Below are 24,114 nucleotides of genomic sequence, written 5' to 3' on the forward strand. Positions count from 1 at the left end.
GCCGTGGCTGCGCTCGCGGACGGGCGCGCCGCGTGGTGAACTCGAGCTCTCGGCTCGGAAATGGTGTGATGCGTAACATTATGATCATCGCGGCCATCATGATCGGCCTCGGCACCTTCATGGCGCAGATGGCGGACAGGATGAGCTCGGCGTCCGCCACGTCAACGCCGCATACGACGGTTGCGGTCGCGACCACGGCGCCGGCCGGCGGCCGCAGCCTCAACATTCCCCGCGATGGCCGTGGCCACTTCCAGGCCGACGGCCGCATCGACGGCCAGCGCATCGGCTTCATGGTCGACACCGGCGCCTCCGTGGTGGCGCTGAACGAGACCTCGGCCGCGCGCTTCGGTCTGCGTCCCTCGCGCAGCGACTACAACGCCACCGTCTCCACCGCCAACGGCACCATCAAGGCCGCGCGCACCCGCATCGCCATGCTGGACGTCGGCGGCCTGATCGTACGCGACGTCGATGCCATGGTGCTGCCGGACGAGGCGTTGTCCGAGAACCTGCTCGGCCTCTCCTTCCTGTCCCGCCTGAAGCGCTTTGAGTATGCGAACGGTCAGATGGTGCTGGAGCAGTAGGTCCGGGCGGATGGCTGTCGGACGAATTCAATATTGCCCTGAGCGAGCCTGCTGCAGGTAACGTCTTTCCGTTACCAAACTGCCGCAATTATCGGCCATAAGCCTTCATTCCCGCCTTCCGCTGCGGCCCGGCATTCGCTAAGGCTGCACCAATTCCTGCCTTTTTCATGAGACCGTCTCAATGTTTCCCAAGCCGAAATCCGTCTTGTTGCCCAACACTTACGCCTTCGAATCCGAGCCGATGGTCAAGCCCACCGGTTTTCGCGAGTACGACGCGCGCTGGTTGTTTCAGAAGGAAATCAACCTCATGGGCGTGCAGGCGCTCGGCATGGGGCTGGGCGCGCTGATCGCGGAACTCGGCGTCAAGCAGGAGATCGTGACCGGGCATGATTTCCGCGGCTATTCGGCCTCGATCAAATACGCGTTGATCTCCGGCCTGATGGCGGCCGGGTGCAGAGTGCACGACATCGGCCTTGCGGTGACGCCGATGGCCTATTTCGCGCAGTTCGATCTCGACGTGCCCTGCGTCGCCATGGTCACGGCCTCGCACAACGACAATGGCTGGACCGGCGTGAAGATGGGTGCCAACCGCCCGCTGACTTTCGGCCCCGACGAGATGACGCGGCTGAAGGAGATCGTGCTCAATGCCGATTTCAAGAACAAGGCCGGCGGCTCCTACCAGTTCCACGAGAATTATCCGGCGCGCTACATCGCCGACCTCACCAGCCGGGCGAAGCTCAAGCGCAAGCTCAAGGTCGTCGCAGCCTGCGGCAATGGCACCGCCGGCGCGTTCGCGCCGCAGGTGCTGGACGCTATCGGCTGCGAGGTGATCCCGCTCGACACCGAGCTCGACCATACCTTCCCGAAATACAATCCGAATCCGGAAGACATGGAGATGCTGCACGCGATCCGCGATGCGGTGCTGCATCACAAGGCCGATGTCGGCCTCGGCTTCGACGGCGACGGCGACCGCTGCGGTGTCGTCGACAACACCGGCGAGGAGATCTTTGCCGACAAGGTCGGCGTGATGCTGGCGCGCGACATGTCGGCGATCCACAAGGATGCGCAGTTCATTGTCGACGTGAAGTCGACCGGCCTGTTCATCACCGATCCCGTCTTGCAGAAGCAGGGCGCCAAGACCGCCTACTGGAAGACCGGCCATTCCTACATGAAGCGCCGCACCAACGAGACGGGCGCGCTTGCGGGCTTCGAGAAGTCCGGCCATTTCTTCTTCAACAAGCCGTATGGACGCGGCTATGACGACGGCCTGGTGTCGGCGATCGCGATCTGCGACATGCTCGACCGTGCGCCCGGCAAGTCGATGGCCGATCTGAAGAACGCGCTGCCGAAGACGTGGTCGTCGCCGACCATGTCGCCGCATTGCGCCGACGAGGTGAAGTACGGCGTCATCGACCAGGTGGTGAAGCACTTCGAAGGCTTACAGGCCAAGGGCGCCAAGATCGGTGGCCAGTCGATCCGCGACCTCGTCACCGTCAACGGCGTGCGTGTCACGGTCGAGGACGGCAGCTGGGGCCTGGTGCGGGCGTCCTCCAACAAGCCGGAGCTCGTGGTCGTGGTCGAGAGCCCGGTCTCCGAGCAGCGCATGCACGACATGTTCGAGATGGTGAACAGCGTGCTGCGCACACATCCCGAAGTCGGCGAGTACAATCAGAAGATCTGAGCGGCGGGGCGCGCGTTCGCCGTATCCGACACTGTCATCGCCCGCGAAGCCGGGCGATCCAGTATTCCAGAGACGGTTGCCGTATACGGAGAAGCTGCGGCGTACCTGGATCGCCCGGTCAAGCCGGGCGATGACGACTTCCGTGCGGCGAGAGCAAACTTTAAGCCGCGACCACGGCCGGGATCGGCAGTGCCGTGACCGACTTGATCTTCTCCATCGCGAAGCGCGAGGTGACGTTCTTCAGCGGCACGGCGCTGATCAGCTTCTTGTAGAAGATGTCATAGGCCTGCATGTCCGCGACCACGACGCGCAGCATGTAATCGACGTCGCCGGCCATCCGGTAGAATTCCATCACCTCGGGCATGGCGCTGACCGCTTCGGCGAATTTCTTGAGCCAGGCGTCGGAATGATCGGAGCTCTCCACCGACACGAACACGGAGATGCCGAGCCCGATCTTGTTCTGATCGACCAGCGCCACCCGCTTCAGGATCACGCCGTCGGCCTCCAGGCGCTGGATGCGCTTCCAGCAGGGGGTCGAGGACAGCCCGACGCGGTCGCCGATTTCGGCAACGGACAGGGAGGCATCGTCCTGGAGAACCATCAGAATCTTGCGATCGATGGCGTCGAGGCGGCGGCTGGTCTCGGGGAGTTGGACAGCGAGGTCAGTCATATTGAAGAACTTTGTTCCATTTCAGGGGCTGATTTCACTGATATAGAGAAAATCCTTCCACAGCAAGTCCATATTCTCGGCGCGTCCGTGGAATCGCTCTAGCGCTCGCTTCGCAAAAACTCTTCAACTTCAATGCGTTGCGGGGCAGCGAGGCCACCGCCATGGCGCGTGCATTTCAGCGCGGCGGCCGCCGCGGCGAATCGCAGCGCCTCTCGCACGCCGCCCTCGGCAAGCCGAAGCGTGAAGGCGCCGTGGAAGACGTCGCCGGCGCCCAGCGTATCGACGGCCTCAACCGGGAAGGCCGGCGTCTCCTCCAGCGTGCCCGCCTCGTTCAGCCAGATTGTGCCAAATGGGCCTCGGGTGGCGGCGAGGAAGGCGGACGTCAGCCCGGCCAGCCGCTTCAAGGCCTCGCCGTCGTCAGCGACGCCGGCGGTCTCCTGGACCTGCTCGCTGGAAAACAGCAGATGCGAGGCGGCCGTAAGCAGGCCGTCAGCCGGCGCCATCGCGCGGTCGACGCCGACGATGACCGGAATGCCGCGCCGGCGTGCCTCCGTGCAGAGATCGATGCAGAAGGCGCCGCAGCGGCTTTCGACGAGGACAGCCTGACAACCGGCGAGGAGCTCGTCGGCATCCGATAGCTTCACGGTCCACAGCGCAGGATCGCGATAGATCGTCAGCGTTCGTTCGCCGGTCGCGTCGATGATGATCGCAGAGACGGGCGTGGCCACGCCCGGCATGCGCACGATATGCCTGCTGTCGATACCCTCGGCGGTCATCCGCTCGAGGATGAAGCTGCTCGACGTCTCCCGTGCATCGCCCATCGGCCCGGCAAACGCGACACTGCCGCCGAGCCGCGCCATCGCGATGGCGGCATTGAGCGCATTGCCGCCGCAGATCTCGGCAAGATGCGTGGCGTTGGCCTTGCTGCCGTGCTCCGGCACGGCCTCGACCCGAAAGGTGAGGTCGCGCACGGGAATGCCGATGCAGAGGATGCGCGGCGCGATCCCTGATGCAGCCATCGGCGGTCAGCTCTTGTTGTGTACCCAGCGGCCGAGCAGATGATGCGCGATGGCGAAAGGGTGCGGGCCGGCGAGCCCGTCGGGATGCGTCCGCGTCAGCATCAGCGCCGCCTCCTCGCGCGTGAACCAGCGCGCGTCTTCCAGTTCGGAACGATCGACGACGACGTCCTCGTTCAAGGCCCGCGCGCTGCAACCGATCATCAGGGATGACGGATAGGGCCAGGGCTGGGTCATGTAATATTGCACGTCGGTGCAGCGGATGCCTGATTCCTCGAGGATCTCGCGGCGCACCGCGTCCTCGATGGTCTCGGCGGCCTCGACGAAACCGGCGAGGCAGGAATACATGCCCGGCGGAAACTGCTTCTGACGGCCGAGCAGGCATTTTTCGCCTGACGCCACCAGCATGATCACGACCGGATCGGTGCGCGGAAAATGCTCGGCTTTGCAGGCCGGGCAATCGCGCTTCCAGCCGCCTTCCTTCATCGCGCTGCGGGTGCCGCAATTGGCGCAATAGCCGTGGCGCTGGTGCCAGCCGACCATCGACTTCGCCATCGCGATCGCCGACAGCTCCTCGGGCGGGATCGCGCCCTGCATCGCCATGCCGCGCAGCTCGGTGACGGTAAAGTCTTCGCGGCCGATCAGCTTCTCGGCGGCGGCCTGAGCGAGGCCCATGCCGAAGATCGCGGCGCCATCGCGCAAGCCCAGGAAGATCGTGCCGGGATTGGCGCCGCATTTCAGCGCCTCGTCGATTCCCAGCAGCGCACGCGTCTTGTCGCCGTCGCGCTTCACCAGCAGCGAGTCGCGGTAGACGACATAGGCGCGCGACGACGGCTTCTGCTCCATCGCGAACAGTTTTTCGTCATCGCGGCGCATATGCGCGGCGCGATCGAGGATGTTGGTGACGAAGGCCGGCTGCCCCAGCGGAAACGAGTCGAATGCTGACATTTCTTGTTCTTTCAACCCAACCAGATTTTTCGGCGAAGCGCGCTGATGAAATTCTGTACTTCAGTGGCGTCATGCGCCAGGGGCGGCATCACGCCCCAGACCGGCCGTGGCCAGGCGGCGTCACCGGTGCGGCGTGCAATGATATGAACGTGAAGCTGCGGCACGAGATTGCCGAGCGCTGCGACGTTGAGCTTGTCGCATTTGGTGATCTCCTTCAGCGCGCGCGAGACGCGGGAGATCTCGGTCATCAGCTGTGCCTGCTGGACCTCGTCGAGATCGATGATCTCGACCGCGTCGGCGCGCCGCGGCACCAGCAGCAGCCAGGGATAATGCGCGTCCTTGATAACGAGCACTTTCGACAGCGGCAAATCACCGATGTCGATGGTGTCCTCTTTCAGGCGGGAGTGCAGCGACCAGGCGGGATCTGACATATGCGTTTCCAGAATGCCCGAGGGGAGCGGGCGCGTTTGGTTGGACCATACGATACGGGGTCAGCCGAGGGAAGGTTGGGGCTCCGCAGGTCCCACATGCTCTGTTGTCGTCTCGGCAAAGCAGGCTGTGTGAGAAGTCGCGGTTATTGCGCCGGGTAGGCCGGGGCGGATGCGCGGTAAGAAACCCTGTCCAACGACTGAAGAGCCGTATGCGGGAGAACCGCCCGTAAGGTTCGGAGGGGGACGCCAAAAGCCTTCCTTACCCCTGTCAAGTGGAGCTTGAGGCGGTTTGAACCCTACGCGCTGAAGCTCTTACGCCACCTGATGCACGTCGATCACCACGCGGTCGGCATGTCGCGCTGCTGAGCCGACAAAAATGTGCTCCATCAGCCAGCGATACTTCTCGTGTCCCGTCTCGAACTTCGGGACCGTGCGGAAATAGATCAGCTTGGGATCGACCGGCTCGCCGCGCTTGAGCTTTTGCAGCAGCTCGACCGGGCCGAAGCGCATGCCCTTGTTCTCGACATAGACAACGGCGCCGTCGTCGGTCTCGAAGGCGTATTTGGCTTCGAGATCGATCAGCTCGTTGGGGCGGATGGTCTGGAAGTCGGCGCCGAACGGGAGCACCTTGCCGGTGATCGCACCCTTCACCTCGCCGCCGATGATCGGAATGATGCGGCGGACGCCGATGCCGGTTTCGCCGGCGGTGATGACGTCGCCGATTTCAGCGGTGATGGTGAAGACGTATTTCATCTCGAGCGTCGGTGTGGTCATCGCTTACCCTTCAATGCGCCATCATGCGCGTCGGCAACCAGGTCGCCAGCAACGGGAACGCGATCAAAATCACCAATCGGACCAAGTCGGTCGCCACGAACGGGATCACGCCCTTGAAGATGGTGGAGAAGGAGACGTCCTTCACCACGCTCTTGATGACAAAGACGTTCATGCCGACCGGCGGATGGATCAGGCCGAGCTCGACGGTCATGACGATGATGACGCCGAACCAGATCGGATCGAAGCCGAGATGCGTGATGACCGGGAAGATGATCGGCACGGTCAGGATGATCATCGCCATGGCATCCATCAGGCAGCCGAGCACGAGATACATCACCATGATCAGCGCCAGCACGCCGTAGGGCCCTAAGCCCAGCCCGGTGAGAAATTCCGTCACCTTTTGCGGCGTCTGCGTCACCGTGAGGAAATAGCCGAAGATCAGCGCGCCGATCAGCACGGTGAACACGGCCGCTGCCGTGCGCGTCGCCTGGAGCAGCGAGGCCAGCACCTTCTCACGGTCGAGCCGTCCCGTGACCACGCCGATGATGAAGGCACCCGTGGCCCCGACGCCGCCGGCTTCGGTCGGCGTGAAGCGCGGCAGGAACGGCAGGCCGTAAAGGCCGCCGATCACGAACACGAACAACAGCACCGGCGCCCAGATGTCCTTCAGGCCGGCAAAGCGCTCGCGCCAGGGCAGCACTTTGCCCTTGGGCAGGAAGTCGGGGCGGAAATAGCCGATCAGGAAGATCGTGATCATGTACATGGTCATCGCCAGCAGGCCCGGAATGATGCCGGCGATGAAGAGTTTTCCGATGTCCTGCTCGGTGATGATGCCGTAAACCGCGAGCACGGTGGAGGGCGGCAGCATCGCACCCAGCGTGCCGCCGGCCGCGATCACGCCGGTAGCAAAGGACTGCGGATAGCCGAAGCGGCGCATCTCGGGGTAGGCGACCGCGGAGAACGTCGCGGCGGTTGCGACGGACGAGCCGCAGATCGCGGCAAAGCCGCCGCAGGCGCCGACGGTGGCAATGCCGAGGCCGCCGCGCAAGTGCCCGACAAAGCCGTTGGCGGCGCGGAACAACTCGCGGCTCATGCCGGAATTGCTGACGAAGGAGCCCATCAGCAGAAACATCGGGATGACACCGAAAGTGTAGTCGGTGACCGTGCGCATCGAGGTCTGGCCGACCAGCTTCAGCGCCGGCGTTGCGCCGACCATATAGGAGAAGCCGGAGACGCCGACGAGGCCCATCGCCATGCCGACGGGCACGCGCAGCAGCATCAGCGCGAACAGGGAAACGAAGCCGAGAACGGCGACGGCATCGGTGCTCATGATTACTCCGTCGCCTTCAGCTTGGGGTCGTGCATGTCTTCGGGATGGAAGATCAATCGGTAAGTGCGGATCGCGATCAGCAGCACGGCCGAGACGTCGCCGATCCAGGCGATCGCGAAGAACGGCCATGTCGGCATGTGCATGTCGAAGGTCTGGACGTTGTCCTTGTAGGTGCCGCGGACCTTGTCGAACAATGTCCACGTCTGAACCGTGACCACGAACAGCAGCACCAACGTCGCGAACACGTCGATCCAGCGCTGGTAGCGCGGGCCGACATTGCCCCAGACCAGGTCGACCGTGATGTGCGTGCCGCGATAGGAGGTCGCGGCGATGCCCCAGAAAATGAGGATGCCAAGCAGCATGCGGCCGATGTCGAAACTGTCGGGAATCGAATAGTTCAGTGTGTTGCGCAGCAGCACCGACAGGAAGATGTCGAGCGCGACGATGCCGACGAACGCGGCAGCGATCCATTCGATCGAGTCGATGACGCGATCCATCCAGCGCTTCATGGGTGGAGGGTCCTCAAATTTGCAGTAAAGCGGCAGCGGAAGGATTCCCGCCGCAGCTTCTGTTTCGGTGAAAACTACTCCGCCAGCGCGTTGTATTTCTTCAGCGAGGCCTTCAAATCCGTCAGCGCAGTGTCAGGATCGATGCCGGCCTTCTTGGCGCCATCCCCCCAGGTCTTGACCAGCGGCTCGGCCGCCTTCTTCCAGGCGGCGGTCTGGTCCGGCGTCAGTTTGTAGACCTCGTGACCTTCTTCCGCCTTCACCTTGTCGATGCCGGCATCCTCGAACTTGCCCCAGTGCTCGCCGACAACGCCCGCCATCTCGGTCGAGCAGTTCTTGTCGATCGCGGCCTTCTGCTTGTCGGACATTGCGTCGTACTTGTCCTTGTTCATCACGAACACGAAGGTCGTCGTGTAGAGCGGGGCCTCCATATGGTACTTCGTCACCTTGTCGATGCCGAACAGCACCAGCGAGCCCCAGGGGAACGTCACGCCGTCGGCGACGCCGCGCTCGATGATGTCGCGCACTTCAGGTGCCGACGATTGCACGTTGGTGCCGCCGAGCGCGGTGACGAAGTTCGCCATGGTGGCGTGAGCCGGGCGGATCTTCATGCCCTTCACGTCCTCCGGCATCACGATCTTCTTGGTGCGGGAGTGGAAGGAGGAGGGCGAGTGGACGAAGGCGAGGCAGTATTTGACGTCCTTCATCTCCTTCTCGGCATATTTGCGGTACCAGGCGTCAAGCCCCATCGAGCCGCCCTTGGCGTCCGAGATCAGGAACGGCAATTCGCCGGCACCGACGATCGGAAAGCGGCCGGGCTGGTAGCCGGGATTGACGTAGGTGACGTCGGCAATGCCGTCGCGCGCCATGTCGTAATGGTCAAAAGCCTTGCCGAGCTGCTGGGCCGGAAACACCTTGCCCTTGATGGTGCCGCCTGAGTCCTTCTCGATCGCGGCCGCCCAGTCTTCCAGCGATTTCTGCAGCGGATGCGAGGCCGGCACCCAATGCGAGATCTTCAGGTCGAAGGTCTTGTCCTGCGCGAACGCAGGCGTCACGCTTGCTGCCAGCAGCAAAGCCAGACAGGCTTTCCTCATCGGTCGTGTCTCCCTCTTTTCGACGGCGGGCTGCGCTGGCCCAGCCTCATTAATTAACATGTTATCTAATTGGCTGGCGCGTTCAAGCCGGAACTGCCGCCGCGTCATTTACGTCAGCCATATTGCATGGATTTCTCGCCGTTAGCGGCGACAAGCACTCCCCCTTTTGCCCAACCGTTATGTGATATAATTATCGCGCGTGGACGACCGCGACAAGCGCGCCGCGACCAAAGCCTACAGGATCGGAAGGAGCAAGTATTGCGGACAAAAGTCGCAATCATCGGGGCCGGGCCGGCAGGATTGTTGCTTGGGCAACTTCTGCATCGATACGGCATCGACAATTTCATTCTGGAGCGGCAAAGCCCGGATTACGTGCTCGGCCGCATCCGCGCCGGCCTCCTGGAGGGGGGAACTGTCGGGCTGCTCGACCAGATCGGCGCCGGCGCGCGGGCGCATGCCGAAGGCCTGGTGCATGAAGGCATCGAGCTCGCCTTCGCCGGCCGCCGTCATCGCATCGACATGAAGGGCGCGACCGGCAAGACGGTCATGATCTACGGCCAGACCGAAGTCACGCTCGACCTGATGAATGCGCGGAACGCCGCCGGTCTTACTACCGTCTACGAAGCCAGGGATGTGCAGCCGCACGATTTCGACGGAAGTCACCCGCGCGTAACCTGGGTCAAGGACGGCGTCACCCACACGCTCGATTGCGACTTCATCGCCGGTTGCGACGGCTTTCACGGTGTCAGCCGCGCCAGTGTCCCGGCCTCGGCGATCGAGGAGTTCGAGCGGGTCTATCCGTTCGGCTGGCTCGGCATTTTGTCCGAGACGCCGCCGGTCAGCCACGAGCTGATCTATTCCAACCATGCACGGGGCTTTGCGCTCTGCACCATGCGCTCGATGAAACGCAGCCGGCATTACCTGCAATGTTCGCTCGACGACCATGTCGATCAATGGCCGGACGATCGCTTCTGGGACGAATTGAAGCGCCGGCTCGACCAGGAGGCCGCTGAGAGCCTCGTCACAGGCCCCTCGATCGAGAAGAGCATCGCGCCGCTGCGCAGCTTCGTCGCCGAGCCGATGCGCTTCGGCAGGATGTTCCTGTGCGGCGATGCCGCCCACATCGTGCCACCGACGGGCGCCAAGGGGCTGAACCTGGCGGCAAGCGATGCGCATTATCTGTCGAGCGCGCTCCACGAATTTTACGAGGAGAAATCCAGCGCCGGCATTGATGCTTATTCCGCCAAGGCGCTTGCGCGCGTCTGGAAGGCCGTGCGCTTCTCCTGGTGGATGACCTCGATGCTGCACAAATTCCCCGACACCGGCACCATCGGCGCGCGCATCCAGCTCGCCGAGCTCGATTACGTCACGCAGTCGCAGGCCGCGATGACGTCGCTGTCGGAGAATTATGTGGGATTGCCGTTTTAGGCGGCGGAGACGGTGGGCACGCTTCGCTTTGCCCACCCTACAGGATCTTCGCTCGCGACGACGAGCATCATTTCAAACACCCACGCAAATCTCGTTTAAAACTTTGTAGGCGGTGAAACTGTCATCCACATCGCGTTCAATGGCGGCAATCCACCAACGGACGCGAGACACGCATGACCGACAGCGCCATCCCCGACGGCTTTGAGCCGTTGTCCCGCGAGAGCCCGCTCACAGAACCGTGGAAGCCGCTCTACGCGAAGAAAACCGACAAGGCCGTCATTATCGGCCTTCGTCTGGCAAGGCCGCACACCAACGGCCGTGGCTTGATCCATGGCGGCCTGATTGCCGCGCTCGCCGACAATGCCATGGGCTACAGCTGCGCGCAGGTGACGAACTGGACCACCTCGTTCGTGACGGTCTCGCTGTCGATCGATTTCGTCGGCTCCGCCGAGATCGGCCAATGGTGTTCGATCGAGAGCGATGTCATCAAGACGGGTAAGACGATCTGCTTCGCGCAGTGCCTGATCAAAGCCGACGGCGTCGTGATCGCGCGGGCCAGCGGGACATTCCGGGTGGTGCCGAAGAAGGCCTAAGATCTATCCAAACCTCCACGCCGTCGTCTCCACCACGAGATCGATGAACGCGCGCACCTTGGCCGAGAGGAGGCGCGAGGTCGGGTAGACGATGTGGATCGGCAGCGCCGGCTGCTCGTACTTCGCCAGCACGATTTTCAACCGCCCGCGCTTCAGGCCCTCGGCAGCCTGATAGGCCAGCACACGCGTGATGCCGCCGCCGACCTCGGCATATTGCAGGGCGGCGTCGGCGCTGTTGCTGATGAAGCGGGGGGATGGCGTCACCTCGATGTCGCGGCCGTCATGCGCAAAGCGCCACGCCGTCGTGGGACCGAACCGGATGGTCTGATGCTCGGTCAGCGCCTCCGGCGTTTTCGGCTCGCCATGGCGCTTCAGATAGCCGGGCGTGGCCACGACGATCCGCCGCATCTCGCCGACCTGGCGCGCAACCAGTGAGGAGTCCGCGAGATGGCCGATGCGGACGGCCGCATCGACAGCGTCCTCGACGAGGTTGACGAGATTATCCGAGAGCCTGAGTTCGCAGGCAACCTCGGGATAGCGCTTGAGATAGTCGGTCATGACCGGCGCGACATGCAGCCGGCCGAAGCCGACCGGGGCCGATACCACCAGACGTCCGCTCGGGCGGTTGCGCTCTTGCCGCGCCGAGCCGTCGGCTTCCTCGACATCGGCAAGGATTCGCCGGGCGCGCTCCAGATAGCGAGTGCCGACGTCGGTCAGCGTCACTTGCCGCGTGGTCCGTTGCAGCAACCTTGCGCCAAGATGATCCTCCAGCGCCGCGATCAGCCGCGTCACCGCCGAGGGCGATAGCCGCAGCTTGCGCGCCGCGGGCGCAAAGCCGCGCAGATCGGCAACGGTGACGAAGACATGCATGGCTTCGAGGTGGTCCATGGGCATTATTGCATATATTGCAACGATGAAGTGTCAAGCAGGCTGATTGTTTTGAACGCCGGAGGAGCCATTTTTAGTGTCGGAAAGACGCGGAGATGCGCCGGAATTTTCAGGAGATGTTTCCATGACCGCAGCCCACACCTATGCTAGCGACGTCGCCTTTACCCATGCGGTCAAGGCGATCCAGACGCGCAAGGGCTCCCGCGAGGCCTATGGCCGCGTCGAGCAGCGCGGCTGGCGCACCGAGGTCGATGAAAACCTCGAGGCCTTCCTGGCCGATGCCAACAGCTTCTATTTTGCCACCGCGTCGGCTGACGGCCAGCCCTATATCCAGCACCGCGGCGGCCCGAAGGGGTTTCTCAAGGTGCTGGACAAGCAGACGCTCGCCTTCGCCGATTATGCCGGCAATCAGCAATACCTGACCCAAGGCAATCTCTCCGAGAATGCCAAGGCCTACATCTTCGTGATGGACTACGCCCATCGCCGCCGGGTGAAGATCTGGGGGGAGGCGCGGGTGGTCGAGGATGACGATGCGCTGAGGGACGTGCTGATGCCGAAGGGTTATCGCGCCCGGCCCGAGCAGGTGATCGTGTTCAAGATCGCGGCCTGGGACACCAACTGCCCGCAGCACATTCCGCAGAAGTTCGACGCGGCGGACGTCGCGGCGGCATTGGCTGCGAGAGACCAGCGGATTGCAGAGCTCGAGGCGCAGGTTGCGGCGCTGAAGGGGCGGGCAACGGCAGAGGAGAGCTAATCGTCGACGTCGTCCTGCGTGCGGCCGAACAGGTGCACGATGCCCGGCGTCGCGATCGTCACGAACACGAAGCGCGAGAGGTGATGAGCGCCGACGAAGATCGGGTCGATGTGCAGCGTCAGCGCCAGCGCCAGCATCGCGTCCATCGCGCCGGGCGCAAACGCAACGACGACGTCGGAGAATTTCACCTGCGTGGTGAGTGCGATGATGCCGACGAAGATCGAGGAGACGGCGATCGCCACGGCGAACGAGCCTAGGGCGGCGTTGATGTGGCCGGTGAGGGTCTTGATTCGCATCCGGGCAAAGCGACTGCCGATCAGCGCGCCGATGCCGACCAGCGCGACGCCGCGCACCCAGTTCGGCAGGCCGCCCTCGACCCAGCCCGCACCATGCAGCACGCTGGAGCCGATCATCGCGCCGAACATCCAGCTCGCCGGAAACTTGATCAGCCGCAGCACGAGCGATGCCGCCAGCGAAGCGGCGACCAATTCCAGAAGATCGAGCGGCGAGGCAATCGCCGTCGTCAGCGAGGGTGCCACGGAGGGTGCGACACCGGCGATCGCCAGCACCATCGGCAGTGCTGCGGTGAGGATGATCACGCGCATGGTCTGCACCACTGCGATGCCCGGCAGGTCGGCCCCGCGCTCGACCGCCAATATCGTGATCTGTGACAGCGCGCCCGGGCTGCCGGCGAGGAAGGCAGAGGTGCGGTCCCAGCCATGAATCCGCTGGAGGTAATAGCTCGAGCCGAAGGTCGAGCAGAAGGTCGCGAGCGCCAACAGCCCGATGGTGAGAGGGTAGGCGCTGACCTGCTGGATCAGATGGCGCGAAACCACCGAGCCGAGCGAAATGCCGAGCAGCACCAGCACGGTCTGGGTCAGGAGTGGCGGCACCGAAAGCTGGCGTCCGGCAATCGCAGCGATCCCGACTGCGATCATCGAGCCCGAGATCAACCCGCCCGGAAGGCCCGCGGCCAGGAAGGCCAGACCGCCGGCGGCACCGATGACAAGCGTCTCCGCAGTGCTCAAAACCTTGGCACGGCTCGGCCACTCGAACGACAGGGATGCGGTGATTTGCTTCACGCCGTCTTATGGCAAATCGGCGAGAGGCGCACAATTGCAGGCTCGTCATGCCGCAATGCGTGCGCCTCTCGCCAGGGGCGAAGGGAGGATTGTGATGGATTTACTTCTTGTCGGCGGCTGCCGGCGCGGCCATGCCGCCCTTGGCGGTCTTGATGCAATCGGAGCGGAATTTCTTGCGCTCCTTGCCGTGCAGGCCCTTGGCGTCTGCCTGCTTGGAGCATTCGAGCGATTCGGCCGAATGCTCCTTCGGCGCCTTCTTGTCGGTGGTGGTGGCGGCATCGGTCTTTGCGGCCGGCGCGGCGGTCTGCGCGAAGGCAGTGCCGGTGGCGAACAGGGAGGCGATCGCGACGACGGCGAGACGGGAGGCGAGGGTCATGATGGGCTCTTCTTGCGAGAGTTGCGGAGGAGCGCGAACGTCGGCCCGCCTTGCTGAACGCCACATGAATAACCCTGTACGGCGCGATCACTATATTTTAGCGCCGAGCAGCGTCACTTCCTTGTCGGATGTCCGGAGCACGCTAGGATAGCAGTCCTCGTTTTGCTTTCCTGAGGGAGACCAAGGATGACTATTCAAGCCAAATTGTTGTGTGCGATTGCGGTGTCGGGCGTTGCCGCGCTGATGGTGAGCGCGCCGGCGCAGGCGCTGACGTCGCAAGAGTGCAGCGCGAAATATCAGGCCGCCAAGAAGGACGGCTCGCTCGGCACCATGAAGTGGAATGACTTCCGCAAGGCCCAGTGCGGCGCCGATGCAACGCCCGCGGCCGCGCCGACCGCGGCCGCCCCGGCTGCGCCTCCGCCTGCTGCCGAGCCGAAGCAGGCCAAGAAGGAGGCAGCCCCCGCTGCTGCTCCGGCGCCGACCCTACCGGCCGGCCCTGCGATCTTCCCGAACGCGGTCGATGCAAAATACGCCAAGGAGAGCGCCGGCAAGGCCCGCCTCCATACCTGCGTCGACCAGTACAACGCCAACAAGACCACCAACGGCAATGGCGGCATGAAGTGGATCGAGAAGGGCGGCGGCTACTACAGCGAATGCAACAAGAAGCTGAAGGGCGCCGCCTGAGCTTCGATGTGATGCGATGGCCGGAGCAAAGCTCCGGCCATTTTGCTTAGTCCAACAGTTTCTCGGCCGATTTCGCCACGAGCTGTGACCGCTTGCGCGGGCCACGCTCGACGAACAAGAGGCTTTGGCCGAAGATGAAGCAATAGAACAGGAAAGCCTGCGCCTCGGCCTCCTCGGCCTCGAGGCCGGTCGCGCGATAGAGCTCGGCAACGTGCCTGAGCCGCGCCGCATCCACGCTCGCCACCGCCGCCGCAGCGCTCTCGTCGGAGCGGGCCCACTGCCGGATCGCGAGCTCGACCGCCATGCCCTCCGGATTGAGCCGCTCGGAATAGAGCTGGATCACCGCCCTCAGCCGCTCGCGGGGCTCTTGCCCATCCAGGCTGGTCTGCTGTGCAATTGATGCCGAGCGTCCCTCGCGCCAGTGCATCAGCATGGCCTCGAGCAGCGCCGCGCGGTCGGCGAAGCGGCGGTAGAAGCCGCCTTTGGTAACGCCCAAATTCTTGGCGAGCACTTCGACCCGCACCCCCTCGACACCAGCGCGGGCGAGCTCGGTAAACCCTGCCTCGACCCAGACATCGCTCTTGCCGTCGTTCATGAAGGAAGCCTCACCGGTTCTTGATACGGTGCCGTATTGCTAACGCGTCCCGTGTCTGATCCGCTACCGTATCAACAATCAAAAACGGCTGGGAAATGCCATGGCTGCGTTCGAGCCGAAAAATCCTGGCTATCGTGCGGCGGCGGTCGCGATGTTCGAGGGCAGCCGGCGATGCGCACACTCGGTATCGTGATCGTCCGCTTCGCGCCGGGCGAGGTTGAGCTGGCCATGCTGCATTCGCCTGAATTCACGCAGCAGAACGGTTTTGTCCATGCCGGTATCATCACTGCGGGGCTCGACAACGCCTGTGGCGTCGCCGCCTTCACGCTGATGCCGTCCGAAGCCGATATCCTCACGGTCGAGTTCAAGACCACGCTGCTCGCCCCTGCCCGCGGCGAGCGATTTGTGTTCAAGGCCGAGGTGGTCAAGCCTGGCCGTACCTTGACTTTCTGTGAGGCGAAGGCGTTTGCAGAGCACGAGGGCAAAACCACGCTGATCGCCACCATGACCGGAACGCTGATGGCGATGCTGCCCCGTATTGCAGCTTCGCACGAACCGCGCGCGTCCCGGGCTTAGCGACAATTGACAAGCCGTGCGACGCATTCCTTGATGCGTCATGCTTGCGAGTCTCAGCCTCATTCTGCTCTGCCAATTGATCGGCGAGGCCGTGGTCCGCGGCCTCGCCCTGCCGCTGCCGGGACCCGTGCTTGGCCTGGTGCTGCTTCTCGTGCTGCTGCTCGCACGCGACCGCTTTGCACGGCTCGCGCGCGGACCGCTGCGAAACGACGGCGTGGAGACCGCAAGCAAGGGCCTGCTGGCTCATCTGTCGCTGCTGTTCGTGCCCGCCGGCGTCGGTGTCGTGCAGAAGCTTGATCTGCTCGCCTCCCACGGCATCGCGATCGTCCTGGTGCTCGCGCTCTCGGTGGTCCTCACCTTGCTCGCGACCGTCCTGACCTTCCGCCTGATCAGCCGCCTGTTGAAGCAACAGGACGCCCGATGAAGGACAATCCGTTCTCGCTCTGGGTCTATCTCTCGCAATCTCCGCTGCTCTGGCTGACGGTGACGCTGTTGGTCTATGCGACCACGGATGCGGTGTCGCTGGCGACGCGACGCCATCCGCTTGCCAATCCCGTGCTGCATGCGATGTGGATCATCGGCGCGTTCCTGCTCGCGACCGGTACGTCCTACACCACCTATTTCGCCGGCGCCCAATTCGTACACTTCCTGCTTGGGCCCGCCACCGTCGCACTCGCCGTGCCGCTCTACGAGAACCGCAAGCGGGTGGTTAGCTCCATCGTGCCAATGCTGGTGGCGCTGGTTGCAGGTTCGGTGACGGCCGTGGTGTCGGTCGTGTTGCTGGCCGAATTTGCCGGCCTGCCGCGCGACGTGGTGCTGTCGCTGGCGCCGAAATCGGTCACCGCCGGCGTTGCCATGGGCATCGCCGAATCCCTGCACGCGGATCCTTCGCTGGCGGCGGTTGCGGTCATCCTCACCGGCATCATGGGCGCGATCATTGTTTCGCCGCTCATGAACCGCACCGGCGTGACCGATTTCCGCGCCCGCGGCTTTGCTGCCGGCCTTGCCGCGCACGGCATAGGTACGGCACGCGCGTTCCAGGTCGACGAGATCGCCGGCGTCTTCTCCGGCATCGCCATGAGCCTCAATGCTCTGGTGACCTCGTTCCTGGTCCCCATGGTGGTGACCCTGCTGGTGCGATGACATCGTCCTCGCCACACTCTATATGGGGCGTAACACTTCCCGGTCCGGAGCCGTAATTGCGGTGATGGGACCGAAACGGGACGAGATATGGCTGGATTCAGGACTAAGGGCCTTGGGCTGAGCCGCCGCGCGGCGCTGACGCTGATCGGGGCAGGCACTTTCGCGGCTGGCGGTATGACCTTGGCGCGCGCAGGCACTGGTGATGACGAAGTGCTCACCGAAGCCAAGGTGCTGCGCGATCCGGACGTGCCCGTTGCCGGCAATCCCGATGGCAACATCAGCATCATCGAGTGGTCCGACTACAATTGTCCCTATTGCCGAAAGCTCGAGCCCGAATTGCGCCAGGTCATCCAGGACGACGGCAAGGTCAGGCTGGTCTTGAAAGACTGGCCGATCCTCGGGCCCGTCTCGGTGACGGCTGCCCGGATCGCGCTCGCCGCGAAATTCCAGGACAAATACCACCAGGCCCATGACGCCATAATGGGCGTCAGCTCGCGCCTGACCGAGTCGCGCATCAACGAGTTGCTCGCGGCCGCCGGCGTCGACATGGACCGCCTCAAGCGCGACCTCATCGCGCGCTCCAAGGACATCGACGCGATCCTCAAGCGCAACAACGACCAGGCTGAAGCCTTTGGCTTCCGCGGCACGCCGTCCTTCATTGTCGGCAAGTACCGCGTGCCTGGTGTGCTCAGCATGGCCGAGTTCGAGCAGGTCATCGCCGACGCCCGCAAAGCCAAGATGAACTGACGCGCAAGCGGCCGATCGCAGCCAGCACAAAGGCGCCGCCGCGGATCGCGACGGCGCCTTGTTCATATTCGGTCGATCGAGATTACTTCGACGAGATCCTGACCCAGTCCTTGTGCGCGCGGTCGCGTAGCGCGTCCCAGTCGGCCTTCGCGACATCCCAGTTCACGATGGTGCGATTGGCAGTCGCGACCTCGCCATTGGCGACTGACGACGTCTGCATGGAGTCATAGACATACACGCCGCAGCCGAGCAGCAGCGCACCCAAAATCATTCCGAAAAAAGTCTGCATGGCGAACCTCCGGTGTCGGGCGGATAACGTCGGGCCCGGAGTGATGGTTCCGCGACAGTGCGGCGCGGTTAAGGACGCTTCGTTCATCACCCGTTCAGCCATTGCAGCAGCTCAGCGTTGATCTCGCGCGGATAGGTATGACTGAGGTCGTCGATCTCGCGGTATGTGACATCGGCGCCGGCGGCGGTGAGTGCCGCTTGCGTCTGCCGTGCGGTCTGCACCGGAAACATCCAGTCGAGCTTGCCGTGGGTGATGAAGATCGGCAGGCCCCGTAGTCGCGTGGCGTCGGTGATCTCCGCCATCAGCGGATGGAAGGTCGCCGACACCGGCGCGAGGTGGGTGAATGGCGAAGCACCGTCGAGACCGCTGACATAGCTGAAGGTGCCGCCGTCGCTCATGCCGGTCAGCAGCAGGCGCGAGGCGTCGATGCTCCAGCGACCGCGCACGGTTTCGAGGATGCGCATGAGATTGGGCGTGTCGCCGTCGTCGCCCGTCAGCGCCCAGGTCGAGCCGGTCGCTGTCGGCGCCACCAGGATCGCGCCAAGACTGCGGGCATCGCGCAACCAGCTCCACAGAAAGCCGCGTCCGTTGCCGCTGCCGCCATGCAGCGCCATCACCAGAGGCCAGCTGCGATCGGGCGTGTAATATTCGGGAACATAGACCGAGAAGCCGCCGCGGCTGCCGGGCTCGTTGTGATCGTGAAAGATGCCGGTGTCCTCGCTGGCGCCGACTTCCAGCCGCGCCAGCAGCTCACCATTCTCGCGACTGGCGCTGTTGAGGAAGAAGTTGCTCACTGGCGGAAATTGCAGCGATAGCGGATACAGCGCCTCCTGTGCGCGCGGCACATGGCGCAACGCGCGGAACACCGCGACGAGATCGCCGTTGCCGCGCTCGACATCGCGGATGGCGGCGAAGGCGGCGAGCGTCTCGTTGCAGGCACGATCGAGCCGCTCGCGCAGTCCGGCGAATTGCTCCGGCCACGCGCCGATTGCTGCATGTGCCGACCGAAGCGCATCGTCCGGCGCGCCGATGGCGTTCATCACGGTGGCGAAGGCCGGCGGATGCAGATGCCGCTGGAAGAAGCCGAGCGCCTCCAGCGCGTTGAGCAACGGCGGCAGCATGGCCACGATGTCGTCCACCACGGCCTCGGTCATTGCCGCTTCCCTTGCTCGGATCAGTGCAGCTTCGGCGCTTTCAGAAGCTTGAAGCGGTCGGTCGACGTCACGGTGACGTCGAAGGTGACGCCTTCATGATGCACGGTGAGCGGCACGTCGACGCCGGCGGCGCCGAGACTCCACATCTTCTTGTAGAACGCCGTTTGGCTCGTGACCTTGTCGCCATCCACCGCAAGAATGATGTCGTCGGTCTTGAGTTCCGCGCGCGCGGCGGGACTGTTGGCGGAGATCCCGATCACCACCACGCGGTTGTCGATCTCGGTCGAATAGAGTCCAAGCCAGGGCCGTGCCGGCTTGTTGACGCGGCCGAACTTGCGGAGATCATCGAGGATCGGCTTCAACAGGTCGATCGGTACGATCATGTTGACGTGCTCGGCCTTGCCGTCGCGTTCTCGCTCGAGCTGGAGCGAGCCGATGCCGATCAGCTCGCCGCGCGCGTTGATCAGTCCGGTGCCACCCCAATTCGGATGGGCGGGATAGGTGAACAAGGCCTCGTCGAGCAGATACTCCCAGTAGCCGGCGAATTCCTGCTTGGCGACGATCTGGCTTGCGACCGATCTCGTCCGTCCCCCGGCGCCACCGACCACAACGCGGTCGCCGAGCCGGGTCTCCGCCGACGAGCCGAGCGGCAGCGGCTCGATGTCGAGCCGGCCGAGCGCCTGTACCAGGCCGAAGCCGGTGACGGCATCGAAGCCGAGCACATGTCCCTCCACCACGCGCCCGTCGCCGAGGTGAAGCCAGACGGATTCCGCTTCGGTAATGAGATAGCCGATGGTGAGCACCAGCCCGTCGTCGATGACGACGCCGTTGCCGGCGCGCTCGGTACCGAGCGTTTCGGCGCTGAAGGCATCCGGCGGGATGATGGCGTGCAGGCCAATGACGGAGGCGAGCGCACGGTCGAGATCGAAGCCGTAATCGCTCGCACGCGGTTGATTGGCCGGCGGCACTCTCCATTCGGTCAAGGCGGGCATGGAGTTCTCCTGGCTGAGAGCATCGCTCCGCCGTGGCAGCGGAACGACGCACGAAGCAAGCATAATTTAGGCCGGAGGAGGCCGTCTTGAAAGACTTGACGGCAACTATTCCAGATGCCGCGCCGCCGATTTCCGAAGATGACAGAAATTGTTCGCCCGAATTCGGCCGACAGCCGCCTAATCCGGCATCAGTCGCATGGCTGGTGTCCCGCGGGATGCTAGGCGGAGTTCAATGAAGCTGCTAACCATTGCGGCTTCGTTTGACCAAGAGATCACGGACCAAACCATGGACAATCGCAGCGACATCTGGCGTGGCATCGACACGATCAAGGGACGTTTCATCGACCTCAGCGACAAGGTCTGGGGCATGCCCGAAGTCTGCTACACCGAAGCGCGTTCCGCCGCCGAGCATCTCACTGAGCTGCGCCACCAGGGTTTCCGTATCACAGAGAAGGTGGCGGGCATTCCGACTGCTGTGATGGGCGAATGGGGCGAGGGCGGTCCGGTCATCGCCTTCATGGGCGAATATGACGCGCTGCCGGGCCTCAGCCAGGAGGCCGGCGTTGCCGAGCACCGTCCGGTCGAGACCGGCGGTCACGGCCATGGCTGCGGTCACAATCTGCTCGGTTCCGCGGCGCTGCTCGCCGCCACGGCCGTCAAGGACTGGCTCGCCGAGAACAAGGTGCCCGGCCGCGTGCGCTATTACGGCTGCCCGGCGGAAGAGGGCGGCGCGGCCAAGGCCTTCATGGTGCGCTCCGGCGCGTTCGAGGATGCCGACATCGCCATCACCTGGCATCCGCATAGTTTCTGGGAAGTCGCGGTGACGCCGTCGCTTGCCAACACCCGCGCCGACTTCATCTTCACCGGCCGCACATCGCATGCCGCGGCTTCGCCCCATCTCGGCCGCTCCGCGCTCGACGCGGTGGAGCTGATGAATGTCGGCGTGAACTACATGCGCGAGCACATGCCCAGCGATGCACGCGTGCATTACGCGCTGCTCGACACTGGCGGCATTGCGCCCAACGTGGTGCAGGCGCATGCCCGCGTGCGCTATTCCATTCGCGCCCGTGATCTCCCCGGCATGAACGAGCTGGTCGGGCGCGTGAACAAGATTGCCCAGGGTGCGGCTCTTATGACCGAGACCAAGATGGAGATGAAGATCATCTCCGCGGTCTCCAACATCCTGCCGAATACGCCGCTGGAGCACGCGCTGCACCGTGTCATGGAAGAGCTCGGACCGCCGCATTTCGACGATGCGGACAAGAGTTTCGCGAGCCAGATCCGCGCGACGCTGACCGACAAGGACATTGCGTCCATCTATTACGCGATCGGCATGGAGCCGACCGATCGGCCGCTGGCGGACTTCCTGGTGCCGCTCGACGCCAAGCGCAACCCGCTGGTCGGCTCGACGGATGTCGGCGATGTGAGCTGGGTAGTGCCGACCGTGCAGGTTCACGCACCAACGGTTGCAATCGGCACGCCGTTCCACACCTGGCAGGTGGTCGCGCAGGGCAAGAGCCCGCATGCCCACAAGGCCATGGTGCAGGCGGCCAAGGCCATGGCTGGCCTCGGCATCAAGGCGTTGACAGAACCGGAACTGATCAAGGCTGCGAAGGCCGATCTCACGAAGCGGACGACCAAGACGCCTTATGTCTGCCCGCTACCGGACCACGTCGCGCCGCCGCTCGATATGTCCGTGGCGTAGAATTCCGTCTCGATACTTCGTCTGATCTCGCGAACAAACTTTTCGCAGTGCAACTTGGTTTCCGGCGGATTTTGACGCGGGAATGCCGAACCCTTGGGCTGCGGAAGGAAGTTTTGCTCAACAGACAGCCAGAAGACCGTTTGCACACACACGGTCGCAGTTGACGCGCGGCCTATTCAGTGTGCCATCTACCGCCAGCCAAAACCCGGCGGCCGCCCCGCGGCCGCCTGCATCCATACGGGAACCAGACGGGGGACAACCATGCTGGATAAAGAACTGCGTTCGATGATCGGTGACGTGAAGGACGGGCGGATGGATCGCCGTGCCTTCATCCAGCGCCTCGCTGCCGTCGGCCTCACCGCGCCCCTGGCAAACCAGATCCTCGCCATCGGCGGCGTCGCCATGGCCCAGAGCCCGTCTCCCTATCCTCCAACCAAGCGCGGCGGCGGTGGCCCGCTCAAGCTGCTGTGGTGGCAGGGACCGACGCTGCTCAATCCGCATTTCGCCACCGGCACCAAGGATCAGGACGGTTCGCGTCTCTTCTATGAGCCGCTCGCAAGCTGGGACGTCGACGGCCACCTCAATCCGATCCTTGCCGCCGAAATCCCGTCGATCAAGAATGGCGGCCTGTCCGCCGATGCGAAGACCGTGATCTGGAAGCTCAAGCCCGGCGTGAAATGGCACGACGGCAAGCCCGTCACGGCCGACGACCTCGTGTTCAATTGGGAATATGCCAGCGACCCCGCCACTGCGGCGGTTTCGAGCGGTCCCTATAGCGACCTCACTGTCGAGAAGATCGACGACCTCACCATCCGCATCACGTTCAAGAATCCGACGCCGTTCTGGGCCAACGCCTTCGTCGGTGCCTATGGCTGCATCATCCCGAAACATCTGTTCGCCGAATACAAGGGCGGCAAGTCGCGCGAGGCCCCGAACAATCTGAAGCCGGTCGGCACCGGTCCCTACAAGTTCGTCGAGTTCAAGCCGGGCGATCTGGTGCGCGGCGAGATCAATCCGGACTACCACATGGCCAACCGGCCGTTCTTCGACAGCATCGAAATGAAGGGCGGCGGTGATGCGGTCTCTGCGGCGCGTGCCGTGATTCAGACCGGCGAATATGATTTCGCCTGGAACATGCAGGTGGAGGACGAGGTCCTGCTGCGCCTGGAGAAGGGCGGCAAGGGCAAGACGCTCTACGCCGTCGGCGGCGACATCGAGTTCATCGCCATCAACTTCACCGATCCCAACACCGAGGTCGACGGCGAGCGTTCGTCGTTGAAGACCAAGCATCCGACCCTGTCGGACCCCGCGGTGCGCCAGGCGCTCGCGCTGCTGGTCGATCGCGACTCGATCAAGAAGGCGATCTACGGCCGCGCAGGCCGCGCCACCGCGAACTATCTCAACGGTCCCGACGACTTCGTGTCCAAGAACACCAAATGGGAGTTCAGCGTCGAGAAGGCAATCTCGCTGCTCGAGAAGGCCGGATGGAAGGCCGGCGCCGACGGCATCCGCGAGAAGGACGGCAAGAAGCTGAAGTTCGTCTACCAGACCTCGATCAACGGCCCGCGCCAGAAGACCCAGGCGATCGTCAAGCAAGCCTGCCAGAAGGCCGGCATCGACGTCGAGCTGAAATCGGTCGTGGCCTCGGTGTTCTTCTCCTCCGACGTCGCCAACCCCGACACCTATTCCAAGTTCTACGCCGATATCGAGATGTTCCAGATCCCGATGACGCAGCCCGATCCGGGCCTCCATATGCGCCGCTACCATTCGCGCAACCTGGCCACAAAGGAGAACAAGTGGCAGGGGCAGAACTTCCCGCGCTGGGTCAACAAGGATTTCGATGCCGCGGTCGACGCCGCCGACACCGAGACCGATCCGGTCAAGCGAGCTGCGCTCTACATCAAGTGCAATGATCTGATGTGGCAGGACACCGTCGTCATTCCCGTGATGCACCGTCTCGCGGTGGAGGCTGCGAGCAACACGCTTCGTCCGGCGCTGTCAGGCTGGGCCAACCAAACCGACAATCTCCAGGACTGGTACCGAGAGGGCTGAGGACGGACGTTGAGGCGGATTATTC

The 24,114-nt window shown here is 63.7% G+C and carries 26 protein-coding genes and 1 pseudogene; 12 read left to right on the forward strand and 15 right to left on the reverse strand.

The window, feature by feature from the left end; all coding sequences use genetic code 11:
* The first annotated feature begins 68 nt into the window (after positions 1-68).
* Positions 69-581, forward strand: a complete 513-nt coding sequence (locus tag ABIC09_RS01460) for a TIGR02281 family clan AA aspartic protease (protein WP_187434889.1) — start codon at positions 69-71, stop codon at positions 579-581.
* A gap of 181 nt (positions 582-762) precedes the next feature.
* Positions 763-2,262, forward strand: a complete 1,500-nt coding sequence (locus ABIC09_RS01465) for a phosphomannomutase/phosphoglucomutase (RefSeq protein WP_148751630.1) — start codon at positions 763-765, stop codon at positions 2,260-2,262.
* A 160-nt stretch (positions 2,263-2,422) separates the two neighbouring features.
* Here ABIC09_RS01465 and ABIC09_RS01470 read toward each other — a convergent pair whose 3' ends face one another.
* From ABIC09_RS01470 to ABIC09_RS01505, 8 genes are all read right to left on the reverse strand, one after another.
* Positions 2,423-2,932 carry an Lrp/AsnC family transcriptional regulator gene (locus ABIC09_RS01470; RefSeq protein WP_148751631.1) on the reverse strand — a complete coding sequence of 170 codons (510 nt, stop codon included), beginning with the start codon at positions 2,930-2,932 and terminating at the stop codon, positions 2,423-2,425.
* Between the two features lie 98 nt (positions 2,933-3,030).
* Positions 3,031-3,951: a sugar kinase gene (locus ABIC09_RS01475; RefSeq protein WP_354108185.1), complete on the reverse strand. Its 921-nt coding sequence runs from the start codon at positions 3,949-3,951 to the stop codon at positions 3,031-3,033.
* A gap of 6 nt (positions 3,952-3,957) precedes the next feature.
* Positions 3,958-4,896: an NAD(+) diphosphatase gene (nudC, locus tag ABIC09_RS01480; RefSeq protein WP_354086073.1), complete on the reverse strand. Its 939-nt coding sequence runs from the start codon at positions 4,894-4,896 to the stop codon at positions 3,958-3,960.
* Positions 4,897-4,907: 11 nt separating this feature from the next.
* Positions 4,908-5,327 (reverse strand): HIT domain-containing protein, encoded by a 420-nt coding sequence (locus ABIC09_RS01485; RefSeq protein WP_148751635.1) that lies wholly within the window; start codon positions 5,325-5,327, stop codon positions 4,908-4,910.
* Positions 5,328-5,639: 312 nt separating this feature from the next.
* The gene (locus ABIC09_RS01490; RefSeq protein WP_354108186.1) at positions 5,640-6,101 is read right to left on the reverse strand and encodes a DUF3237 domain-containing protein; all 462 of its coding nucleotides are present in this window, start codon (positions 6,099-6,101) and stop codon (positions 5,640-5,642) included.
* 10 nt (positions 6,102-6,111) lie between these two features.
* Positions 6,112-7,431: a TRAP transporter large permease gene (locus ABIC09_RS01495; RefSeq protein ID WP_354108187.1), complete on the reverse strand. Its 1,320-nt coding sequence runs from the start codon at positions 7,429-7,431 to the stop codon at positions 6,112-6,114.
* Between the two features lie 2 nt (positions 7,432-7,433).
* On the reverse strand, positions 7,434-7,940 hold the full coding sequence (locus ABIC09_RS01500; protein ID WP_148751638.1) for a TRAP transporter small permease: 507 nt from the start codon (positions 7,938-7,940) through the stop codon (positions 7,434-7,436).
* 74 nt (positions 7,941-8,014) lie between these two features.
* Positions 8,015-9,031 carry a TRAP transporter substrate-binding protein gene (locus ABIC09_RS01505; RefSeq protein ID WP_354108188.1) on the reverse strand — a complete coding sequence of 339 codons (1,017 nt, stop codon included), beginning with the start codon at positions 9,029-9,031 and terminating at the stop codon, positions 8,015-8,017.
* Positions 9,032-9,289: 258 nt separating this feature from the next.
* Here ABIC09_RS01505 and pobA point away from each other — a divergent pair, with 258 nt between their 5' ends.
* Both pobA and ABIC09_RS01515 read left to right on the forward strand, forming a co-directional pair.
* Positions 9,290-10,459, forward strand: a complete 1,170-nt coding sequence (pobA, locus tag ABIC09_RS01510; RefSeq protein ID WP_354108189.1) for a 4-hydroxybenzoate 3-monooxygenase — start codon at positions 9,290-9,292, stop codon at positions 10,457-10,459.
* A gap of 173 nt (positions 10,460-10,632) precedes the next feature.
* On the forward strand, positions 10,633-11,052 hold the full coding sequence (locus ABIC09_RS01515; protein ID WP_148751642.1) for a PaaI family thioesterase: 420 nt from the start codon (positions 10,633-10,635) through the stop codon (positions 11,050-11,052).
* Positions 11,053-11,055: 3 nt separating this feature from the next.
* Here ABIC09_RS01515 and ABIC09_RS01520 read toward each other — a convergent pair whose 3' ends face one another.
* Entirely contained in the window at positions 11,056-11,940 is an 885-nt protein-coding gene (locus ABIC09_RS01520; protein ID WP_354108190.1) for a LysR family transcriptional regulator, read from the reverse strand.
* Between the two features lie 124 nt (positions 11,941-12,064).
* Between ABIC09_RS01520 and ABIC09_RS01525 the strand changes: the two genes are divergently transcribed.
* Entirely contained in the window at positions 12,065-12,694 is a 630-nt protein-coding gene (locus ABIC09_RS01525) for a pyridoxamine 5'-phosphate oxidase family protein (protein WP_354108191.1), read from the forward strand.
* Here the strand turns inward: ABIC09_RS01525 and ABIC09_RS01530 are convergent.
* Together ABIC09_RS01530 and ABIC09_RS01535 are read right to left on the reverse strand one after the other, a co-directional pair.
* Positions 12,691-13,776, reverse strand: coding sequence for an AbrB family transcriptional regulator (locus ABIC09_RS01530; protein WP_148751645.1), 1,086 nt, complete (start codon positions 13,774-13,776; stop codon positions 12,691-12,693). The two genes, ABIC09_RS01525 and ABIC09_RS01530, sit on opposite strands and share 4 nt — an antisense overlap.
* Before the next feature lie 100 nt (positions 13,777-13,876).
* The gene (locus ABIC09_RS01535; protein ID WP_354036910.1) at positions 13,877-14,152 is read right to left on the reverse strand and encodes a PsiF family protein; all 276 of its coding nucleotides are present in this window, start codon (positions 14,150-14,152) and stop codon (positions 13,877-13,879) included.
* Positions 14,153-14,338: 186 nt separating this feature from the next.
* Between ABIC09_RS01535 and ABIC09_RS01540 the strand changes: the two genes are divergently transcribed.
* Complete coding sequence (locus ABIC09_RS01540) at positions 14,339-14,836, forward strand: hypothetical protein (RefSeq protein WP_148751648.1); 498 nt, start codon at positions 14,339-14,341, stop codon at positions 14,834-14,836.
* A gap of 46 nt (positions 14,837-14,882) precedes the next feature.
* Here the strand turns inward: ABIC09_RS01540 and ABIC09_RS01545 are convergent, their stop codons facing one another.
* Positions 14,883-15,431 (reverse strand): TetR/AcrR family transcriptional regulator, encoded by a 549-nt coding sequence (locus tag ABIC09_RS01545; RefSeq protein ID WP_148751649.1) that lies wholly within the window; start codon positions 15,429-15,431, stop codon positions 14,883-14,885.
* A 100-nt stretch (positions 15,432-15,531) separates the two neighbouring features.
* Here ABIC09_RS01545 and ABIC09_RS01550 point away from each other — a divergent pair.
* The 4 genes and pseudogenes from ABIC09_RS01550 (at position 15,532) to ABIC09_RS01565 (ending at position 17,897) form a co-directional block, all read left to right on the forward strand.
* Positions 15,532-16,007: pseudogene (locus tag ABIC09_RS01550) on the forward strand (PaaI family thioesterase).
* A 40-nt stretch (positions 16,008-16,047) separates the two neighbouring features.
* Positions 16,048-16,431, forward strand: a complete 384-nt coding sequence (locus tag ABIC09_RS01555) for a CidA/LrgA family protein (protein WP_148751652.1) — start codon at positions 16,048-16,050, stop codon at positions 16,429-16,431.
* Positions 16,428-17,150: an LrgB family protein gene (locus ABIC09_RS01560; RefSeq protein WP_354036914.1), complete on the forward strand. Its 723-nt coding sequence runs from the start codon at positions 16,428-16,430 to the stop codon at positions 17,148-17,150. The genes ABIC09_RS01555 and ABIC09_RS01560 overlap by 4 nt, the downstream gene beginning before the upstream one ends.
* An 87-nt stretch (positions 17,151-17,237) precedes the next feature.
* Positions 17,238-17,897, forward strand: a complete 660-nt coding sequence (locus ABIC09_RS01565; RefSeq protein WP_354108192.1) for a DsbA family protein — start codon at positions 17,238-17,240, stop codon at positions 17,895-17,897.
* 82 nt (positions 17,898-17,979) lie between these two features.
* Here ABIC09_RS01565 and ABIC09_RS01570 read toward each other — a convergent pair whose 3' ends face one another.
* The 3 genes from ABIC09_RS01570 to ABIC09_RS01580 all read right to left on the reverse strand — a co-directional run bounded on the left by ABIC09_RS01570 (position 17,980) and on the right by ABIC09_RS01580 (position 20,332).
* Positions 17,980-18,186, reverse strand: coding sequence for a hypothetical protein (locus ABIC09_RS01570; protein ID WP_148751656.1), 207 nt, complete (start codon positions 18,184-18,186; stop codon positions 17,980-17,982).
* Positions 18,187-18,272: 86 nt separating this feature from the next.
* Positions 18,273-19,340: a carboxylesterase family protein gene (locus ABIC09_RS01575; RefSeq protein WP_148751657.1), complete on the reverse strand. Its 1,068-nt coding sequence runs from the start codon at positions 19,338-19,340 to the stop codon at positions 18,273-18,275.
* Positions 19,341-19,360: 20 nt separating this feature from the next.
* Positions 19,361-20,332 carry a S1C family serine protease gene (locus tag ABIC09_RS01580; RefSeq protein WP_148751658.1) on the reverse strand — a complete coding sequence of 324 codons (972 nt, stop codon included), beginning with the start codon at positions 20,330-20,332 and terminating at the stop codon, positions 19,361-19,363.
* A 286-nt stretch (positions 20,333-20,618) separates the two neighbouring features.
* On the opposite strand from ABIC09_RS01580, the gene ABIC09_RS01585 reads away from it, so the two are divergent.
* Complete coding sequence (locus tag ABIC09_RS01585) at positions 20,619-22,037, forward strand: M20 family metallopeptidase (protein ID WP_354108193.1); 1,419 nt, start codon at positions 20,619-20,621, stop codon at positions 22,035-22,037.
* Between the two features lie 261 nt (positions 22,038-22,298).
* The gene (locus ABIC09_RS01590; RefSeq protein ID WP_354108194.1) at positions 22,299-24,089 is read left to right on the forward strand and encodes a peptide ABC transporter substrate-binding protein; all 1,791 of its coding nucleotides are present in this window, start codon (positions 22,299-22,301) and stop codon (positions 24,087-24,089) included.
* The last annotated feature ends 25 nt before the right edge of the window (positions 24,090-24,114 follow it).

Origin of the sequence: Bradyrhizobium sp. S3.12.5, from assembly GCF_040548225.1 — a bacterium.
In the GTDB taxonomy this organism is placed as follows: domain Bacteria; phylum Pseudomonadota; class Alphaproteobacteria; order Rhizobiales; family Xanthobacteraceae; genus Bradyrhizobium; species Bradyrhizobium cytisi.

Excerpts from the sequence above, each read along its gene's own strand:
- ABIC09_RS01460 (WP_187434889.1), top strand. The coding sequence starts at position 69 with ATGCGTAACATTATGATCATCGCGGCCATCATGATCGGCCTCGGCACC.
- ABIC09_RS01465 (WP_148751630.1), top strand. The coding sequence starts at position 763 with ATGTTTCCCAAGCCGAAATCCGTCTTGTTGCCCAACACTTACGCCTTC.
- ABIC09_RS01470 (WP_148751631.1), bottom strand. The coding sequence starts at position 2,932 with ATGACTGACCTCGCTGTCCAACTCCCCGAGACCAGCCGCCGCCTCGAC.
- ABIC09_RS01475 (WP_354108185.1), bottom strand. The coding sequence starts at position 3,951 with ATGGCTGCATCAGGGATCGCGCCGCGCATCCTCTGCATCGGCATTCCC.
- nudC (WP_354086073.1), bottom strand. The coding sequence starts at position 4,896 with ATGTCAGCATTCGACTCGTTTCCGCTGGGGCAGCCGGCCTTCGTCACC.
- ABIC09_RS01485 (WP_148751635.1), bottom strand. The coding sequence starts at position 5,327 with ATGTCAGATCCCGCCTGGTCGCTGCACTCCCGCCTGAAAGAGGACACC.
- ABIC09_RS01490 (WP_354108186.1), bottom strand. The coding sequence starts at position 6,101 with ATGACCACACCGACGCTCGAGATGAAATACGTCTTCACCATCACCGCT.
- ABIC09_RS01495 (WP_354108187.1), bottom strand. The coding sequence starts at position 7,431 with ATGAGCACCGATGCCGTCGCCGTTCTCGGCTTCGTTTCCCTGTTCGCG.
- ABIC09_RS01500 (WP_148751638.1), bottom strand. The coding sequence starts at position 7,940 with ATGAAGCGCTGGATGGATCGCGTCATCGACTCGATCGAATGGATCGCT.
- ABIC09_RS01505 (WP_354108188.1), bottom strand. The coding sequence starts at position 9,031 with ATGAGGAAAGCCTGTCTGGCTTTGCTGCTGGCAGCAAGCGTGACGCCT.
- ABIC09_RS01515 (WP_148751642.1), top strand. The coding sequence starts at position 10,633 with ATGACCGACAGCGCCATCCCCGACGGCTTTGAGCCGTTGTCCCGCGAG.
- ABIC09_RS01520 (WP_354108190.1), bottom strand. The coding sequence starts at position 11,940 with ATGGACCACCTCGAAGCCATGCATGTCTTCGTCACCGTTGCCGATCTG.
- ABIC09_RS01525 (WP_354108191.1), top strand. The coding sequence starts at position 12,065 with ATGACCGCAGCCCACACCTATGCTAGCGACGTCGCCTTTACCCATGCG.
- ABIC09_RS01535 (WP_354036910.1), bottom strand. The coding sequence starts at position 14,152 with ATGACCCTCGCCTCCCGTCTCGCCGTCGTCGCGATCGCCTCCCTGTTC.
- ABIC09_RS01540 (WP_148751648.1), top strand. The coding sequence starts at position 14,339 with ATGACTATTCAAGCCAAATTGTTGTGTGCGATTGCGGTGTCGGGCGTT.
- ABIC09_RS01545 (WP_148751649.1), bottom strand. The coding sequence starts at position 15,431 with ATGAACGACGGCAAGAGCGATGTCTGGGTCGAGGCAGGGTTTACCGAG.
- ABIC09_RS01555 (WP_148751652.1), top strand. The coding sequence starts at position 16,048 with ATGCTTGCGAGTCTCAGCCTCATTCTGCTCTGCCAATTGATCGGCGAG.
- ABIC09_RS01560 (WP_354036914.1), top strand. The coding sequence starts at position 16,428 with ATGAAGGACAATCCGTTCTCGCTCTGGGTCTATCTCTCGCAATCTCCG.
- ABIC09_RS01565 (WP_354108192.1), top strand. The coding sequence starts at position 17,238 with ATGGCTGGATTCAGGACTAAGGGCCTTGGGCTGAGCCGCCGCGCGGCG.
- ABIC09_RS01570 (WP_148751656.1), bottom strand. The coding sequence starts at position 18,186 with ATGCAGACTTTTTTCGGAATGATTTTGGGTGCGCTGCTGCTCGGCTGC.
- ABIC09_RS01575 (WP_148751657.1), bottom strand. The coding sequence starts at position 19,340 with ATGACCGAGGCCGTGGTGGACGACATCGTGGCCATGCTGCCGCCGTTG.
- ABIC09_RS01580 (WP_148751658.1), bottom strand. The coding sequence starts at position 20,332 with ATGCCCGCCTTGACCGAATGGAGAGTGCCGCCGGCCAATCAACCGCGT.
- ABIC09_RS01585 (WP_354108193.1), top strand. The coding sequence starts at position 20,619 with ATGGACAATCGCAGCGACATCTGGCGTGGCATCGACACGATCAAGGGA.
- ABIC09_RS01590 (WP_354108194.1), top strand. The coding sequence starts at position 22,299 with ATGCTGGATAAAGAACTGCGTTCGATGATCGGTGACGTGAAGGACGGG.